The 14507-nt window shown below is 69.9% G+C and carries 16 protein-coding genes and 1 pseudogene; 11 read left to right on the top strand and 6 right to left on the bottom strand.

The window, feature by feature from the left end:
• Window positions 1–138: 138 nt before the first annotated feature.
• Window positions 139–603: a DUF3574 domain-containing protein gene (locus ABCR94_RS21390; protein WP_347121233.1), complete on the top strand. Its 465-nt coding sequence runs from the start codon at window positions 139–141 to the stop codon at window positions 601–603.
• Here the strand turns inward: ABCR94_RS21390 and ABCR94_RS21385 are convergent.
• Window positions 555–1052, bottom strand: a complete 498-nt coding sequence (locus tag ABCR94_RS21385) for an ATP-binding protein (protein WP_347121232.1) — start codon at window positions 1050–1052, stop codon at window positions 555–557. The two genes, ABCR94_RS21390 and ABCR94_RS21385, sit on opposite strands and share 49 nt — an antisense overlap.
• Before the next feature lie 157 nt (window positions 1053–1209).
• On the opposite strand from ABCR94_RS21385, the gene ABCR94_RS21380 reads away from it, so the two are divergent.
• The 5 genes from ABCR94_RS21380 to ABCR94_RS21360 all read left to right on the top strand — a co-directional run bounded on the left by ABCR94_RS21380 (window position 1210) and on the right by ABCR94_RS21360 (window position 6787).
• Window positions 1210–2040 (top strand): helix-turn-helix domain-containing protein, encoded by an 831-nt coding sequence (locus ABCR94_RS21380; RefSeq protein WP_347121231.1) that lies wholly within the window; start codon window positions 1210–1212, stop codon window positions 2038–2040.
• Window positions 2037–2282, top strand: a complete 246-nt coding sequence (locus ABCR94_RS21375) for a DUF397 domain-containing protein (protein ID WP_347121230.1) — start codon at window positions 2037–2039, stop codon at window positions 2280–2282. Before ABCR94_RS21380 ends, ABCR94_RS21375 begins: the two co-directional genes overlap by 4 nt.
• 128 nt (window positions 2283–2410) lie before the next feature.
• A complete protein-coding gene (locus tag ABCR94_RS21370; protein WP_347121228.1) occupies window positions 2411–3823 on the top strand; it encodes an aldehyde dehydrogenase family protein in 1413 nt (470 codons plus the stop codon).
• A 46-nt stretch (window positions 3824–3869) separates the two neighbouring features.
• A complete protein-coding gene (locus ABCR94_RS21365) occupies window positions 3870–4949 on the top strand; it encodes a Zn-dependent alcohol dehydrogenase (RefSeq protein WP_347121226.1) in 1080 nt (359 codons plus the stop codon).
• A 491-nt stretch (window positions 4950–5440) separates the two neighbouring features.
• A complete protein-coding gene (locus tag ABCR94_RS21360; RefSeq protein WP_347121225.1) occupies window positions 5441–6787 on the top strand; it encodes an MFS transporter in 1347 nt (448 codons plus the stop codon).
• On the opposite strand, the gene ABCR94_RS21355 is transcribed toward ABCR94_RS21360, so the two are convergent.
• Together ABCR94_RS21355 and ABCR94_RS21350 are read right to left on the bottom strand one after the other, a co-directional pair.
• Entirely contained in the window at window positions 6741–7730 is a 990-nt protein-coding gene (locus tag ABCR94_RS21355) for a DMT family transporter (protein WP_347121224.1), read from the bottom strand. The two genes, ABCR94_RS21360 and ABCR94_RS21355, sit on opposite strands and share 47 nt — an antisense overlap.
• Before the next feature lie 32 nt (window positions 7731–7762).
• On the bottom strand, window positions 7763–8479 hold the full coding sequence (locus ABCR94_RS21350) for an ArsR/SmtB family transcription factor (protein ID WP_347121223.1): 717 nt from the start codon (window positions 8477–8479) through the stop codon (window positions 7763–7765).
• A gap of 271 nt (window positions 8480–8750) precedes the next feature.
• Here ABCR94_RS21350 and ABCR94_RS21345 point away from each other — a divergent pair, with 271 nt between their 5' ends.
• Window positions 8751–9815: a class I SAM-dependent methyltransferase gene (locus ABCR94_RS21345; protein ID WP_347121222.1), complete on the top strand. Its 1065-nt coding sequence runs from the start codon at window positions 8751–8753 to the stop codon at window positions 9813–9815.
• On the opposite strand, the pseudogene ABCR94_RS39160 reads toward ABCR94_RS21345, so the two are convergent.
• Together ABCR94_RS39160 and ABCR94_RS21340 are read right to left on the bottom strand one after the other, a co-directional pair.
• Window positions 9797–10153, bottom strand: a pseudogene (locus ABCR94_RS39160) (HNH endonuclease); the annotation flags it as partial. The gene ABCR94_RS21345 and the pseudogene ABCR94_RS39160 overlap by 19 nt on opposite strands.
• 160 nt (window positions 10154–10313) lie before the next feature.
• Window positions 10314–10967, bottom strand: a complete 654-nt coding sequence (locus ABCR94_RS21340) for a TetR/AcrR family transcriptional regulator (RefSeq protein WP_347121221.1) — start codon at window positions 10965–10967, stop codon at window positions 10314–10316.
• A 77-nt stretch (window positions 10968–11044) separates the two neighbouring features.
• On the opposite strand from ABCR94_RS21340, the gene ABCR94_RS21335 reads away from it, so the two are divergent.
• The 3 genes from ABCR94_RS21335 (at window position 11045) to ABCR94_RS21325 (ending at window position 13302) form a co-directional block, all read left to right on the top strand.
• Complete coding sequence (locus ABCR94_RS21335) at window positions 11045–12196, top strand: acyl-CoA dehydrogenase family protein (protein ID WP_347121220.1); 1152 nt, start codon at window positions 11045–11047, stop codon at window positions 12194–12196.
• 90 nt (window positions 12197–12286) lie between these two features.
• Complete coding sequence (locus ABCR94_RS21330; RefSeq protein ID WP_347121218.1) at window positions 12287–12577, top strand: YiaA/YiaB family inner membrane protein; 291 nt, start codon at window positions 12287–12289, stop codon at window positions 12575–12577.
• A gap of 98 nt (window positions 12578–12675) precedes the next feature.
• The gene (locus ABCR94_RS21325) at window positions 12676–13302 is read left to right on the top strand and encodes a TetR-type transcription factor C-terminal domain-containing protein (protein ID WP_347121217.1); all 627 of its coding nucleotides are present in this window, start codon (window positions 12676–12678) and stop codon (window positions 13300–13302) included.
• A 48-nt stretch (window positions 13303–13350) separates the two neighbouring features.
• Here ABCR94_RS21325 and ABCR94_RS21320 read toward each other — a convergent pair whose 3' ends face one another.
• Window positions 13351–13812, bottom strand: coding sequence for a MaoC family dehydratase (locus ABCR94_RS21320; RefSeq protein WP_347121216.1), 462 nt, complete (start codon window positions 13810–13812; stop codon window positions 13351–13353).
• A 131-nt stretch (window positions 13813–13943) separates the two neighbouring features.
• Here ABCR94_RS21320 and soxR point away from each other — a divergent pair, with 131 nt between their 5' ends.
• On the top strand, window positions 13944–14447 hold the full coding sequence (gene soxR, locus ABCR94_RS21315; protein WP_347121215.1) for a redox-sensitive transcriptional activator SoxR: 504 nt from the start codon (window positions 13944–13946) through the stop codon (window positions 14445–14447).
• Window positions 14448–14507: the final 60 nt, after the last annotated feature.

The following is a 14507-nucleotide window of genomic DNA, read 5'->3' as shown; positions in this document are numbered from 1 at the left end:
ACGTGCGTTCACAGGGTTCGCGCCAAACAGGTACGGATCCGCGCGAAACCTGTGAACGCGCCCCCGCGTGTCCGTCGTCGCTGCCAGGGTGGACGTCGCCTCCGACAGACCTGTTGAGCCGAATCGAAGGGACACTCCATGCCGTTCCTGACCACACGAACCCGCATCGCCACCGCCACCGCCGGTGTGCTGCTCGCCGTCGGCGCGCCCGGCGCGTACGCCACGCTCGCCGATGAAGCCCCGGCCGCCTCTCCTTCGGCCGCTGCCCGGGGCAAGGCGTACGTCGAGACGCGGCTGTTCTTCGGGACCGAGCGGCCCGACGGCGGTCCGGACGTCACCGACAAGCAGTTCATGGGCTTCATCGACCGCGAGGTGACCCGCAGCTTCCCGTCCGGGCTCACCATCCAGGAGGGGCGCGGGCAGTATCGGGACGCCAACGGCGTGATCGAGCGCGAGCGTTCGTACGAGCTGATCCTGCTGTATCCGACATCCGAGGCGAAGAAGCGCGACCCGCAGATCGAGCGCATCCGTACCGCCTATGAGCGCGCGTTCGGTCAGGAGTCCGTTGCCCGGCTCGAAGACCGGGCCTCGGTCGACTTCTGATTGAGGGTTCGTACGGTCGCCCACACCGTCTTTCCGACCTCCCGGTCCGCCACGCCCCACCCATCGGCCAGTGCCTCGACGAGCAGCAGGCCCCGGCCGCTCGCCTCTGTGCCGGTGGGTGGGGCGAGGTGCGGCGGTACGGGCCGGCGTTCCGCGCGGGCGTCGCTCACCTCGATGCGCAACACGCCCTCGCCGTCCAGCGCCAGCCGCAGCTCGAAGTCGCGGCCCGGCACCCGGCCGTGCGTGACGGCGTTCGCGGCGAGCTCCGCGACGATCAACGCTGTGTTGTCGGACGGCTCGCTGCCGTAGGGGATGCCCCAGGTGTGGAGCTGGTGCACGGCTAGGAGTCTGGCCAGCCGGGCGGCTTGGTGAGTGGCGGAGAATGACTGCTTGAACACACGTACGGTAGTGGGTGGTTGGGCATCGGACGGCCGCGTATCGGTGTGCATGGCCCCACCGTGGCGGGCATCCTCCAGGCTCCACCAGCAGACACGTCCGTACGCTGCGTCAGCGTACGGACGCGCGGTGTGGACAGTACGTCGTGCGGACCGTCACCCTGGGTGAGTTGAGTGCGGGGAGATCCACTCACCAGGAGGGTGGCCGGACATGGCCGGAGACGGTGAATACGACGAGCCCGAATCGTCGGACAGCCTGAGGACTTTCGGGGGGTTCGTGCAGGGGCTGCGCGAACACGCGGGCCTCACGCGCGAGGAGTTCCAACCGCTGGTGCGGTTCTCCAAGCACACGATCGAGTCGATCGAGCTGGGGAGGCGGATGCCGGACCGGGAGTTCGTGGAGCGGGCGGAGGCGGTGTTCGGTGAGACGGGTGCGTTGCGGCGGGCGTTTACTCACCTGACGCGACAGCCGGGGTTGGCGACGTGGTTCAAGAAGTGGGCGCGGCTGGAGCAGACGGCCGTCAGCCTGGACACGTACGAATGCAGGCTGGTGCCGGGGCTGTTGCAGTCCGGGGGCTACATGCGTGCTGTGTTCGAGGATGACACCCCGCCGCTGTCCGACGAACAGGTAGATACTCAGCTTGCTGCTCGTCTGGACCGGCAGCGGTTGCTGCGTGAACGGTCCAACACTTCGTTCAGCTTCATCATCGATGAGGCGGTCTTCCGGCGTCGTATTGGTGGTGCTGAGGTCACAGCGGGACTGATTGATCACGTGCTGCTCAGCACGGAACCGCGCAATGTAGTGCTCCAGATCATGCCGTTGGACTGTGAGCATCATGCGTGTCTCTCGGGGCCCATACAGTTGTTGGAGACACCGGACGGGCGGCGCTTCGCCTACTCGGAAGGTCAGCAGAACGGGCGGCTGATCTCCGTGGTGAAAGAGGTCGTCGTACTCCATCAGCGTTATGCGACACTGCGCTCGCAGGCCCTCACACCCAAGGACTCCCGTGGCCTGCTGGAGCGGATCCGAGGAGCCTTATGAGCACCGCCGAACTCGCCTGGTTCAAGAGCAGCTACAGCAGCGCGCAAGGTGACAGCTGCGTCGAAGTCGCCTTGACCTGGCGCAAATCCAGTTACAGCAGCGCGCAAGGCGACGACTGCGTAGAGATCGCCACCCGCCCCACCACCGTCCACATCCGCGACTCCAAGGACAAGGACGGCCCCGTCCTCACCCTCCCGCCCCGCGCCTGGGCGGACTTCCTGGGCCTCGCCACACACAGCTGAGGCGGGGCGGATGGGCGGGCCCGTACCGCTGCACCGGCTTGAGGTGCCCGCCGGGGCCTCTGGCGTCAAAAAACTATCACCGCTAGTTTGGGGCGTGGACGACTACGGCCACCCCTGGAGGAACAGCGATGAAGGCCCACGACGGGATGTACATCGGCGGTCAGTGGCGGCCCGCCGCAGGCCAGGACACGATCGCGGTCGTGAACCCGGCCGACGAGCAGGTCATCGGCCATGTCCCGGCCGGGACCGCCGAGGACGTGGACGCTGCGGTGCGTGCCGCTCGTGACGCCTTTCCGGGCTGGGCCGCGACCCCGCCCGCCGAGCGCGCGGCGCGGATAGGCGCGCTGCGGGACGCGCTGGTGGCCCGCAAGGACGAGATCGCGCAGACCGTCACCGCCGAGCTGGGCTCGCCGCTGGGCTTCTCGCAGATGGTGCACGCGGGGGTGCCGATCCTGGTCGCGGGGTCGTACGCCGAGCTGGCGGCGACGTACTCCTTCGAGGAGACGACCGGCAACTCGACGGTGTTCATGGAGCCGGTGGGTGTGGTCGGCGCGATCACGCCGTGGAACTACCCGCTGCACCAAATCGTCGCGAAGGTCGCCCCCGCGCTTGCGGCGGGCTGCACGGTGGTCCTCAAGCCCGCCGAGGACACCCCGCTGACCGCCCAGCTCTTCGCGGAGGCCGTGGACGAGGCCGGTATCCCGGCCGGGGTGTTCAACCTGGTCACCGGGCTCGGCCCGGTCGCGGGCCAGGCGCTCGCCGAGCACGAGGGCGTCGACCTGGTCTCCTTCACCGGCTCCACCGCCGTCGGCAAGCAGATCGGTGCGACGGCCGGCGCCGCAGTCAAGCGGGTCGCGCTGGAGCTGGGCGGCAAGTCCGCGAACGTCGTGCTGCCCAGCGCGGACCTGGCCAAAGCGGTCAAGGTCGGCGTCGCCAACGTGATGTCCAACTCCGGCCAGACGTGCAGCGCGTGGACCCGGATGCTGGTCCATCGCGACCAGTACGACGAGGCCGTCGCGCTCGCCGCCGGCGCGGTCGCCAAGTACGTCGCGGGGGACCCGCACGACGAGAACAGCCGCCTGGGCCCCGTTGTCAACGCCAAGCAGCAAGCGCGCGTGCGGGGCTACATCGAGAAGGGCGTCGAAGAGGGCGCGCGGCTGGTCGCGGGCGGCCCGGACGCGCCGCACGAGAAGGGCTACTACGTCAGCCCCACCGTCTTCGCGGACGTCACGCCCGGGATGACCATCGCCCAGGAGGAGATCTTCGGCCCGGTCCTCTCGCTCATCGCGTACGAGGACGAGGCGGACGCGCTGCGGATCGCCAACGGCACGGTCTACGGGCTCGCGGGTGCGGTCTGGGCGGCGGACGACGCGGAGGCGGTCGCCTTCGCCCGGCGCATGGACACCGGGCAGGTCGACATCAACGGGGGCCGGTTCAACCCGCTCGCGCCCTTCGGCGGCTACAAGCAGTCGGGGGTCGGCCGCGAGCTGGGGGCGCACGGGCTGTCCGAGTACCTCCAGACGAAGTCCCTCCAGTTCTGATCAGCCCTCACTGGCCCTGATACCCACCTCACGGGAGCAACGCTTCATGGTTCGCGCCGCAGTCCTGTCCGCCGTCGGCGCCCCGCTGACGATCACCGACATCGAACTCCCGGAGCCGGGCCCCGGCCAGGTGAGGATCCGTCTCGCCGCCGCCGGGGTCTGCCACTCCGACCTCTCCCTCACCAACGGCACCATGCGGGTGCCGGTGCCTGCCGTCCTCGGGCACGAGGGGGCGGGCACGGTCGTATCCGTCGGGGAGGGCGTCACCCATGTCGCCGCCGGTGACGGTGTTGTCCTCAACTGGGCGCCGTCGTGCGGCAACTGCCACTACTGCGGCCTCGGCGAGGTGTGGCTGTGCGCCAACGCGCTCACCGGCGCGGGGAATGTGTATGCCCGTACGGCCGACGGGACGGACCTGCATCCCGGCCTGAACGTCGCGGCGTTCGCCGAGGAAACCGTCGTCGCCGCGAACTGCGTCCTGCCGGTCCCGGACGGCATCCCGCTCACCGACGCGGCGCTGCTCGGCTGCGCGATCCTCACCGGGTACGGGGCGGTGCACCACAGTGCGCGGGTCCGGGCGGGGGAGTCGGTCGTGGTCTTCGGCGTCGGCGGGGTCGGTCTCGCCGTCCTGCAGTCGGCGCGGATCGCCGGTGCGGGGCGGATCGTTGCCGTCGATGTGTCGTCGGCGAAGGAGGATTTGGCGCGGGCCGCCGGGGCCACGGACTTCCTCATCGCCTCCGACACGACGGCCAAGGAGATCCGGAAACTGACCGGCGGCCATGGTGCGGATGTCGCCATCGAGTGCGTGGGGCGGGCCGTCACCATCCGTGCGGCGTGGGACTCCACGCGGCGGGGCGGGCGGGCGACGGTCGTCGGGATCGGCGGCAAGGACCAGCAGGTCACGTTCCACGCACTGGAGCTCTTCCACTTCGGGCGGACGCTTTCTGGGTGTGTGTACGGGGACTGCTCTCCCGAGCGGGATCTGCCGGTGATCGCGGAGCATGTGCGGGCGGGGCGGCTCGATTTGGGGAGCATGGTTACTGAACGGATCGGGCTGGACGGGATTCCGGCGGCGTTCGACAACATGCTTGCGGGTAAGGGGGGTCGGGCGCTGGTGGTGTTCTAGGGGGACGTGCGGGGCGGCGGGCTGCGGGTGCTCCTGCGGCGGGCTGTTCCCCTAGCCCGCCCCTTCCCGAAACCGGGGCAGGCCCCGGACCCCGGACGCCCTTCGGGCGTGTCCTCAAGCGCCGGACGGGCTGGATTTTCTGCGGCTCGGCTGGTTGCGTGCATGAGGCCTTCAGCCTTGCGGTAACCATTCAGCCCGTCCGGCGTTTGAGGACCGGGGTCTGGGGCGGAGCCCCAGTTACGGGATGGGGCGGGTAGGGGAAAGCGCCGCAGGCAACCTCCGCCACGGCCCGCCCGCACCCGCACGCCCGCGCAAGCGCCCCGCACGCCCGCGCCCACTCCACCCGCACGCCCCCACCTGCCCCCACCACCCCAAAACTCCCCCCGCACAACCAGTTGACCTCCGTACCATCCGGTCGGTACGTTCCCCGCACATCTCGCCGCCGCCCCCCCCGTCCCCTCCCGCCCCGCACCCACCGGAGTGTGCACCGCATGGACACGGCCGCATCCCCGCTCACCGGAACCCCCGATTCCGCCGCCCCCGCCCCCGCCGACCGCAACCGCCGCAAGGTCGCCACCGCTGCCGCACTCGCCTCCGCCGTCGAGTGGTACGACTACTTCGTCTTCGGCATCGCCGCAGCGCTCGTACTTGGCGATCTGTACTTCCCGTCAGGCAGTTCCTCCGCCGGCGTCCTCGCCGCGTTCGCCACCTTCGCCGTCGGCTTCCTCGCCCGGCCCGTCGGCGGCGTCATCGCCGGGCACTTCGGCGACAAGCACGGCCGCAAGCCGATGCTGGTCATCGCCCTGACCCTGATGGGCCTCGCCACCACCGGCATCGGCCTGCTTCCGACGTACGAGACGATCGGGATCGCCGCTCCGATCCTGCTCGTGTTCCTGCGTGTGCTCCAGGGCATCGCGGTCGGCGCGCAGTGGGGCGGTGCGATGCTCATGGCCACCGAGTACGCCCCCGAGGGCAAGCGCGGCCTCTACGGCAGCCTCGTTCAGCTCGGGGTGCCCATCGGTGTTGTCACCGCCAACACCGTCTTCCTCATCGCGGGCGCCACGACCAGCGAGAGCACCTTCGCCTCCTGGGGCTGGCGGGTGCCGTTCTTCGTCGGCATCCTCGTGCTCGTACTCGCCTGGTACATCCACACCCACGTCGAGGAGACCCCCGCGTTCCGCGAGGCCGAACGGGCCCTGGCGGCGCAGGAGAAGGGCGAGAGCCGCTCCCCGATCCGTACGATCCTGCGCAAGCACCTCGGCACGGTCTTCCTGGCCGGCGGCTCCTTCGCCGTCAACACCGCGACCTTCTACATCGTCATCACCGGCGTGCTCGACTACGCGACCCGTGAACTCGACATGAAGCGCAGCGCGGTGCTCACCGTCTCGCTCTGCATCAGCCTCACCCAACTGGTGCTGATCCCCGCGTCCGCCGCCCTCTCCGACCGCATCGGCCGACTGCGGATCTACGCACTGGGCGCGGCGGGCCTGGGGCTGTGGGCGATCCCGATGTTCCTGCTGATCGACACGAAATCGCTGCTCTGGCTGGCCGTGGGCACCTTCGTGACCAGCTGCTTCCTCAGCATCATGTACGGCCCTCAAGCGGCCCTGTTCGCCGAGCTGTTCACCGCCGAGATGCGCTATACGGGAGCCTCGCTCGGCTACCAGATCGCGGCGGTCTTCGGCGGCGGCCTCGCCCCGTTCATGATGGTCCTGCTGCTTGAGACGACCGGTACGTCCATGGCGGTCTCGGCCTACATCATCGGTCTGGCCGTGATCTCACTGCTCTCGATCAGGATTCTCGCGAAGCGCGCGGCTGCTCGGGAGGCGCAACCGTAGGACCCCCGGCGTCCACCCCCGTGGTCACCACCCGGGTGGACGCCCGCGTCCTCGCCCGCGAGCGTGAAACCGCCACGCCCGCCAGGCAGATCACACCGCCCAGCAGCGTCAGCCACCCCGGCACCTCGTCGAGCAGCAGCCCTGACATCAGCACCACCAGCGCAGGCACCGCGTACGTCGTCGAGCCCATCTTGCCCGCCGTCGTCCTGGCCAGGGCGTACGCCCAGGTGGTGAACGCGATCGCGGTCGGGAAGACGCCCAGGTAGACCATGTTGAGCGTCGCCGAGAGCGGCGCCCGCGCGGCGTCCTGGAACAGCTGCCCCGCGAAGGGCAGGCAGCCGACCATCCCCACCAGGCAGCCGTACGTCGTCACTTGCAGCGGGCTCGCATGCGCGAGGGTGGGCTTCTGCGCGACGACGCCGCACGCGTAGGTCACCGCGGCCACCAGGCAGAGCGCCACACCCAGCACCGAAGTGCTGCCGCCGCCCGACATCGACAGGCCGACGACCGCAGCCCCCGCGAAGGACACCACCATCCCGGCCAGCAGCCTCGGCGGCAGCCCCTCGCCGAGCAGACGGCCCGCGAGCAGGGCCATCAGGATCGGCGCGACATTGACCACCAGGGACGCGGTGCCCGCGTCTACCAGCTGCTCGCCCCAGTTGAGCAGCACCGCGTAGCCGCCGAACCACAGCAGCCCGGACACCGCGATCCCGCGCCACGCGGCACGCGGGGGGAGGCCCTCGCGACGTATCAGCAGGATCGCGACGAGCACCAGCGATCCCGTCACCAGCCGGCCCAGGGCGAGCGCGCCGGGCGCGTACGCCTCACCCGCGCTCCGGATCGAGACGAAGGCCGAGGCCCACAACACAACGGTGACCCCGGCGGCGGCGAGCGCGAGAGGCTCGGCGCGGCCGGAAAGCGAGGGAGTAGCAGTAGCAGCCATGCGGCGATACTAGGTGCTCGACACTTCGGTTGTCACCGAAGTATGGACGACTCGATGTCGAGCAGCTCCCCGAGAGCCCGCTCCCCGGCCGGGGTCACCCGCACCGCCCGCTCGGTTCCGATCCGTACGCACCACTCGGCCTCCAGTGCATGACGGCACAGGGCCGCTCCGGCGACGCCCGCCAGGTGCCGCTTGCGCTCGGTCCAGTCCAGGCAGGAGCTGACCAGCGGGCGTCGGCCCTTGCCCTCAAGTGGGATGCCGGTCTCCCGGAACCACCGGGCCCCGTCGTCGGTGAGCGTGAAGCCCGTGTCCAGGATCAGCAGCCCGCGCCGCTCCATGGCCTCCGTGATGACGACGGCCAGGCGGCCGGCGAGATGGTCGTAACAGGTGCGCCCACGGGCCATCGCGCTGCTCGCACTCGACGCGCGCAGGGTGTGCGGGTTGTCGCGGCCGGGGATGGCGTGGGCGGCGAGGGACTCGACGAGCTGCGCGGTGGGCGCGTCGGCCAGCCGTACGTACCGGTGTCTGCCCTGCCGTTCCTCAGTGAGCAGCCCTGCCGCGACGAGCTTGCCGAGGTGCTCGCTGGCCGTGGAGGCGGCGACGCCTGCCTGCCGCGCCAGTTCGCTCGCGGTCCAGGCCCGGCCGTCGAGCAGGGACAGGCAGAAGACGGCCCGGGTCTCGTCGGCGAGGAGAGCCGCGAAGGCGGCGAGCCTGGCGCCGGGGGTGCCGGCCGAGTCGGTGGGAGACATGCCTCCAGCGTGCCTCATGAATGATTCGGAGCGCACCGAACTGTTGCGGTTGTGGGGGGTCGGCTGCGGCACTGCCCGGCCCGGACGCGAGGCCTCGGCGGCGGCACCGCCAAGATGCCGGTGGGATTCTCCGGACAGCCGTCGGGGCCTGGTCGGCGTAGCGTGGCAGAGAGGAAGGACTCCATCGCAGTCTCATCGAGCCGCCCGCCGTGAGCGCGATCAGGCCGCGTGCCCCGCCTCCCGTAGTGGCCCGATGGTGAGAGGAGAAGCGATGTCCGTTGAAGCACTGGACACGGTGAAGCAGGAGGCGTTCGCGGGCCGCATGATTCAGGTGGTGAACGACGCCTGCCTGGGTCTGATGGCGGGCCTGGGCCACGAGAGCGGTCTGTTCGACACGATGGCCGGCTTGGCGCCGGCCACGAGTGGGGAGATCGCGCGGGCCGCCGGGTTGAACGAGCGTTACGTCCGGGAATGGCTGGGCGCGATGGTGGTCGGGGGCATCGTCGACTACGAGCCCGAGCGGGTCACGTACGCGCTGCCGCCCGAGCATGCCGCCTCTCTGACACGGGCGGCGGGGCCCGACAATCTGGCCCGGATCGCGCAGGACTTCGGCATGATGGGCGAGGTCGAGCAGCAGGTGCTGGAGGCGTTCCGCACCGGGGGCGGGCTGCCGTACTCGGCGTACCCGCGATTCCAGGCCCTTCAGGCGGAGGAGTCCGGGGAGGTCTACGACCTGGCCCTGGTGGACGGGATCGTTCCGCTGGTGCCCGGTCTCACCGAGCGATTGCGCTCGGGCATCGACGTGCTGGACATCGGTACCGGCCAGGGCCACGCGGTCAACGTGCTGGCCAAGACCTTCCCCGCGAGCCGCTTCCGCGGGCTCGACATGTCCGAGGACGGCATCACCGCCGCGCGTGCCGAGGCCGCCGCCCTGGGCCTGGCCAACGCCGACTTCCAGGTCGGCAACTGCGCCGAGCTGACCGGCTCCTACGACCTGATCACGGCGTTCGACGTCATCCACGACCTGGCCCAGCCGACGCGCACGCTCGCCGCTGTCGCCGGCGCCCTGAAGGACGACGGCGTGTTCCTGATGGGGGACATCGCGGCGTCCAGTCGTCTGGAGGAGAACATCGACCACCCGCTGGGGCCCGCGCTGTACACGTTCTCGGTGTTCTACTGCATGACTGTCTCGCTGGGCGAGGGCGGCGAGGGCCTGGGCACCGTGTGGGGTGAGCAGACCGCCCGGCGGATGCTCGGCGAGGCCGGATTCAGCCGGGTCGACACCCAGCGGGTCGAGGGCGACATCCTGAACGTCTACTACGCGGCGCGGCGCTGAGATCGGACCGCGGGCGCGGTGGCCGACCGGCTGCATGATCTCCTCCAGGAGGGTCGGACAGTCCGGGGGGCCACCACCACCTCGGCCAGCCCGTCCCGGATCAGGTTGCCAACTGCCCAGTCGATGCCGCGAGGGATGTCGATCTCTCGGCGGGTCGTGTCATCAGCAAACCACTGGAGAGCCTGGAGTTCCAATGGGCCGTACCTACCGGAGAGAAGGCTCAGGTTCAACTTGTACTGGTGCATGCATCTGAGGTCGATGTCCCCACGGTCAAAGCGGGTGTGGCAGGTGGGGCACAACGCGATCAGGTTCTCGAGTGCGTGCTCCTTGACCTGGGCGTATGGCTATATGTGCGCGAACTCTACTGGGGTGGCCCGACAGGTTGGGATGGCGCAACGGTGGTCGGCTTCAACGAGCACCTGGCGTTGCATCAGCATCGGGATGGCCGGACGTCCTTGAGGCATGGAGCACACCGTAAGCAAGGTGTCGTCCAGCTAGCTAGGGAGCGTCGCTCGCCCCGCGCCGCTCGTACTGGAGGGCCAGCCCGTCGACGAGCGCCCGCAGCCCCGTCTCGAACGCGCCCTCGTCGACCTTCTGCCGGTGCTCGGCCAGCAGGTGGGCCTGGCCGAGATGCGGGTAGTCGGCCGGGTCGTACGCGCTCTCGTCGTCGACGAAGCCGCGGGCGAAGGAGCCCAGCGCCGACCCGGTGATGAAGTACCGCATCAGCGCCCCGATGTACGTCGCCTGGGCCGGCGGCCAGCCTGCCCTGACCATGGCGCCGAACACCGCGTCGGCGACCCGCAGGCCCGCCGGGCGACGGCCGGGGCCCTGCGCCAGGACCGGGACGATGTTGGGGTGTTCGGTGAGGGCCGCGCGATAGGACACGGCCCAGTCGTGCAGCGCGGTGCGCCAGTCGCGGTCGTCCCCGGTGTCGAACATCGACAGGTCGACCTGGGCGCTGACCGCGTCGGCGACCGCTTCGAGGATCTCGTCCTTGTTGCGGAAGTGGTTGTAGAGGGAGGGGCCGCTGACCCCCAGCTCGGCGGCCAGCCGTCGCGTGGAGACCGCCGCGAGCCCTTCGGCGTCCACGAGCGCGCCCGCCGCCCCGACGATGCGGTCACGGCTGAGGAGGGGCTTGCGTGGTCGGGCCATGCGGCTCATAGTAGGCGTGCCAGCAAGAAACTAGCAGTGCTAATTAAAAGCAGTGCTGATCACAGTGGGGTGCCCGGATGAATCTGGAGCTCAGTGAGGAGCAGACCGCCGTGCGGCGGCTCGCCAGGGACTTTGTGAGCCGCGAGGTCACCCCGCACGTCGTCGAATGGGACCGGGCCGAGTCCGTGGACCGGGGGCTCGTGAAGAAGCTCGGCGCCCTCGGCTTCCTGGGCCTGACGATCCCCGAGGAGTACGGCGGCTCCGGCGGCGACCACCTCGCGTACTGCCTGGTCACCGAGGAACTCGGCCGCGGTGACTCCTCGGTGCGCGGCATCGTGTCCGTATCGCTCGGTCTCGTCGCCAAGACCGTCGCGCACTGGGGGACCGAGGAGCAGAAGCGGCAGTGGCTGCCCGGACTCGCCTCCGGTGACCTGATCGGCTGCTTCGGCCTGACCGAGCCCGGCACCGGCTCCGACGCGGGCAACCTCACCACCCGCGCCGTCCGGGACGGCGACGACTACGTGATCAACGGCTCCAAGATGTTCATCACCAACGGCACCTGGGCCGATGTGGTGCTGCTCTTCGCCCGTTCCACCGACGCGCCCGGCCACCGGGGCGTCTCCGCCTTCCTGGTGCCCGCCGACTCCGTCGGCCTCACCCGCCACGAGATCCACGGCAAGCTCGGCCTGCGCGGCCAGGCCACCGCGGAGCTGTTCCTGGAGGATGTACGCGTCCCCGCCTCCGCGATGCTGGCGCCCGAGGGCAAGGGCTTCTCCGTCGCGATGTCGGCCCTCGCCAAGGGGCGGATGTCGGTCGCGGCGGGCTGCGTCGGCATAGCCCAGGCCGCGCTCGACGCGGCGGTGAAGTACGCCACCGAGCGCGACCAGTTCGGAAAGACGATCGCCCACCACCAGCTCGTCCAGGAGCTGCTCACCGACATCGCGGTGGACGTGGATGCCGCGCGGCTGCTGACCTGGCGCGTCGCCGATCTGATCGACCGCGGCCTGCCGTTCGTCACCGAGGCGTCCACGGCCAAGCTCTTTGCCTCCGAGGCCGCCGTACGCGCCGCGAACAACGCGCTCCAGGTCTTCGGCGGCTACGGCTACATCGACGAGTATCCGGTGGGCAAGCTGCTGCGCGACGCCCGCGTGATGACGCTCTACGAGGGCACCAGCCAGATCCAGAAACTCGTCATCGGCCGTGCGCTGACCGGGGTTTCGGCCTTCTGAGGTTCGGCCTTCCGGCATCTGAGTACCGGGGCTCTCCGTCTGAGTACGGCAACGGATGTGGCGGGCGCCACGCCGGACGATGCTGTGGTCATGAGCGACACACAGGTCAAGCAGCAGAACAACACAGCGGCGTACTACGGACAGGCGGTCGCCGCCTTCGCGGTCGCCCTGGGCGCCGTGACCCTCGGCATCCTCAAGCTCGAAGCCGACGCTTGGGTGCGTGCCTTTCTCGGCATCGGCGTCCTGTACCTCGTCACCTCCGCCTTCACCCTCGCCAAGGTGATCAGGGACCGGCAGGAGGCCGGGCAGATCGTGAGCCGTGTCGACCAGGCCCGGCTGGAGAAGCTGCTCGCCGAGCACGACCCGTTCCAGAAGCTCTGAAGCTCCACACCCCTAGCCCCGAACGCCTAAGCGCTTGCTCACCTTCGGGGTATGGTGTTCGTCCTGGTAGGACGGGCCGACCGGGCGGAAGGGGCGCGATGAGTACGGCGGAGGAGCTGATCGGCGGTGAGGAGAAGCCGTGGGGTGAGGTGACCCCCGAAGCGGCCAGGAAACTGCTGGTCGCCGCCGTCGAAGCGTTCGCCGAACGCGGGTATCACGCGACCACCACCCGTGACATCGCCGGCCGCGCCGGGATGAGCCCGGCGGCGCTCTACATCCACTACAAGACCAAGGAAGAGCTGCTCCACCGGATCAGCAGGATCGGGCACGACAGGGCCCTGGAGATCCTCCGGGCGGCGGCGGACGGCGAGGGCACGGCCGCCGAGCGGCTCACCGACGCGGTACGTTCCTTCGTCCGCTGGCACGCCGAGCGGCACACCACGGCGCGCGTGGTCCAGTACGAGCTGGACGCGCTCGGTGACGCGCACCGCGCCGAGATCGTCGAACTGCGCCGCAGGAGCGACGCCGCCGTGCGCGAGATCATCAACGACGGTGTGAAAGCGGGGGAGTTCGACGTCCCGGACGTCCCCGGCACCACCCTCGCCGTGCTGTCGCTCTGCATCGACGTGGCGCGGTGGTTCAACACGCAGGGGCGCCGGACGCCCGACGAGGTCGGCGCGCTCTATGCCGACCTCGTTCTGCGGATGGTCACCGCCCAGAAGTAGCGCCAGGAGCCTCCGGGCGACCGTTCGCCGCGGTCGCCCCCGGGGCGTTCAGAAGTAGTAGCGGGACACCGACTCGGCCACGCAGGCCGGCTTCTCGGCGCCCTCGCGCTCCACCGTGACCACGGCCGTCACCTGGAAGCCGCCGCCCGCGTCCGTGACCTCCTTGAGGACCGCCGTCGCGCGCAGCCGCGAGCCCACCGGCACGGGGGAGGGGAAACGCACCTTGTTGGTGCCGTAGTTGATGCCCATCTTCATGCCCTCGACCCGCATGATCTGCGGGACCAGTGCGGGCAGCAGTGAGAGCGTCAGATAGCCGTGCGCGATCGTCGCGCCGAACGGGCCCGTGGCGGCCTTCTCGGGGTCCACATGGATCCACTGGTGGTCACCGGTCGCGTCGGCGAACAGATCGATCCGCTTCTGGTCCACCTCCAGCCATGCGCTGTGCCCCAGTTGCTCGCCGACCCCGGCGCGCAACTCCTCGGCGGAAGTGAAGATCCTCGGCTCTGCCATGTCTCTGGCCCCTGCCTCTCCAGCACGGTTACGTTCCAACAGCATCTCTGACCAACAGCCTGTCTAAGCGCTTGCTCAGCATCGTTGGGCGCATGCGTTCCTGTCAACGGACTCCCAGTAGGGTTCACTGAGTGCCGCAGATTCCAGAGAAGATTCACGAGCTCACGGTCGGCCAGCTGTCCGCGCGAAGTGGCGCCGCCGTTTCCGCCCTGCACTTCTACGAGTCCAAGGGCCTGATCAGCAGCCGCAGGACCAGCGGCAACCAACGCCGCTTCGGCCGCGACGCCCTGCGGCGCGTCGCCTTCGTCCGGGCGGCCCAGCGCGTCGGTATTCCGCTCGCCACGATCAGGGAGGCGCTGACCGAACTCCCCGAGGAGCGGACACCGAACCACGACGACTGGGCCCGGCTCTCCGAGGGGTGGCGCTCCGAGCTGGACGAGCGGATCAAGCAGCTCGGCCGACTCCGCGACCACCTCAGCGACTGCATCGGCTGCGGCTGCCTGTCGCTGGAGACCTGCGTCCTGTCCAACCCGGACGACGTCTTCGGCGAGCGCATGACAGGCTCCCTGCTGCTCCCCGGCCGCAAGGCCGCGAAGGAGAGCGAGGAGCCTGGCGCCGGCTCGTCGGCCCCGTGAGTGCCGGGACGCGGCCGAAGCAGCCGGCTGCCCACCGCGTCACCGCGTCACCGCGTCCCC

Origin of the sequence: Streptomyces changchenzhani, assembly GCF_039766235.1 — a bacterium.
GTDB lineage: Bacteria > Actinomycetota > Actinomycetes > Streptomycetales > Streptomycetaceae > Streptomyces.
Note: the sequence above shows the minus strand (reverse complement) of the source record. Positions and strands in the feature narration are given on the sequence as shown.

Coding starts and splice junctions, on each gene's coding strand:
- ABCR94_RS21385 (WP_347121232.1), bottom strand. CDS start 1,052: ATGCACACCGATACGCGGCCGTCCGATGCCCAACCACCCACTACCGTA.
- ABCR94_RS21325 (WP_347121217.1), top strand. CDS start 12,676: ATGAGTACGGCGGAGGAGCTGATCGGCGGTGAGGAGAAGCCGTGGGGT.
- ABCR94_RS21340 (WP_347121221.1), bottom strand. CDS start 10,967: ATGGCCCGACCACGCAAGCCCCTCCTCAGCCGTGACCGCATCGTCGGG.
- ABCR94_RS21350 (WP_347121223.1), bottom strand. CDS start 8,479: ATGTCTCCCACCGACTCGGCCGGCACCCCCGGCGCCAGGCTCGCCGCC.
- ABCR94_RS21380 (WP_347121231.1), top strand. CDS start 1,210: ATGGCCGGAGACGGTGAATACGACGAGCCCGAATCGTCGGACAGCCTG.
- ABCR94_RS21365 (WP_347121226.1), top strand. CDS start 3,870: ATGGTTCGCGCCGCAGTCCTGTCCGCCGTCGGCGCCCCGCTGACGATC.
- ABCR94_RS21360 (WP_347121225.1), top strand. CDS start 5,441: ATGGACACGGCCGCATCCCCGCTCACCGGAACCCCCGATTCCGCCGCC.
- ABCR94_RS21355 (WP_347121224.1), bottom strand. CDS start 7,730: ATGGCTGCTACTGCTACTCCCTCGCTTTCCGGCCGCGCCGAGCCTCTC.
- ABCR94_RS21370 (WP_347121228.1), top strand. CDS start 2,411: ATGAAGGCCCACGACGGGATGTACATCGGCGGTCAGTGGCGGCCCGCC.
- ABCR94_RS21375 (WP_347121230.1), top strand. CDS start 2,037: ATGAGCACCGCCGAACTCGCCTGGTTCAAGAGCAGCTACAGCAGCGCG.
- ABCR94_RS21390 (WP_347121233.1), top strand. CDS start 139: ATGCCGTTCCTGACCACACGAACCCGCATCGCCACCGCCACCGCCGGT.
- ABCR94_RS21335 (WP_347121220.1), top strand. CDS start 11,045: ATGAATCTGGAGCTCAGTGAGGAGCAGACCGCCGTGCGGCGGCTCGCC.
- ABCR94_RS21320 (WP_347121216.1), bottom strand. CDS start 13,812: ATGGCAGAGCCGAGGATCTTCACTTCCGCCGAGGAGTTGCGCGCCGGG.
- ABCR94_RS21330 (WP_347121218.1), top strand. CDS start 12,287: ATGAGCGACACACAGGTCAAGCAGCAGAACAACACAGCGGCGTACTAC.
- ABCR94_RS21345 (WP_347121222.1), top strand. CDS start 8,751: ATGTCCGTTGAAGCACTGGACACGGTGAAGCAGGAGGCGTTCGCGGGC.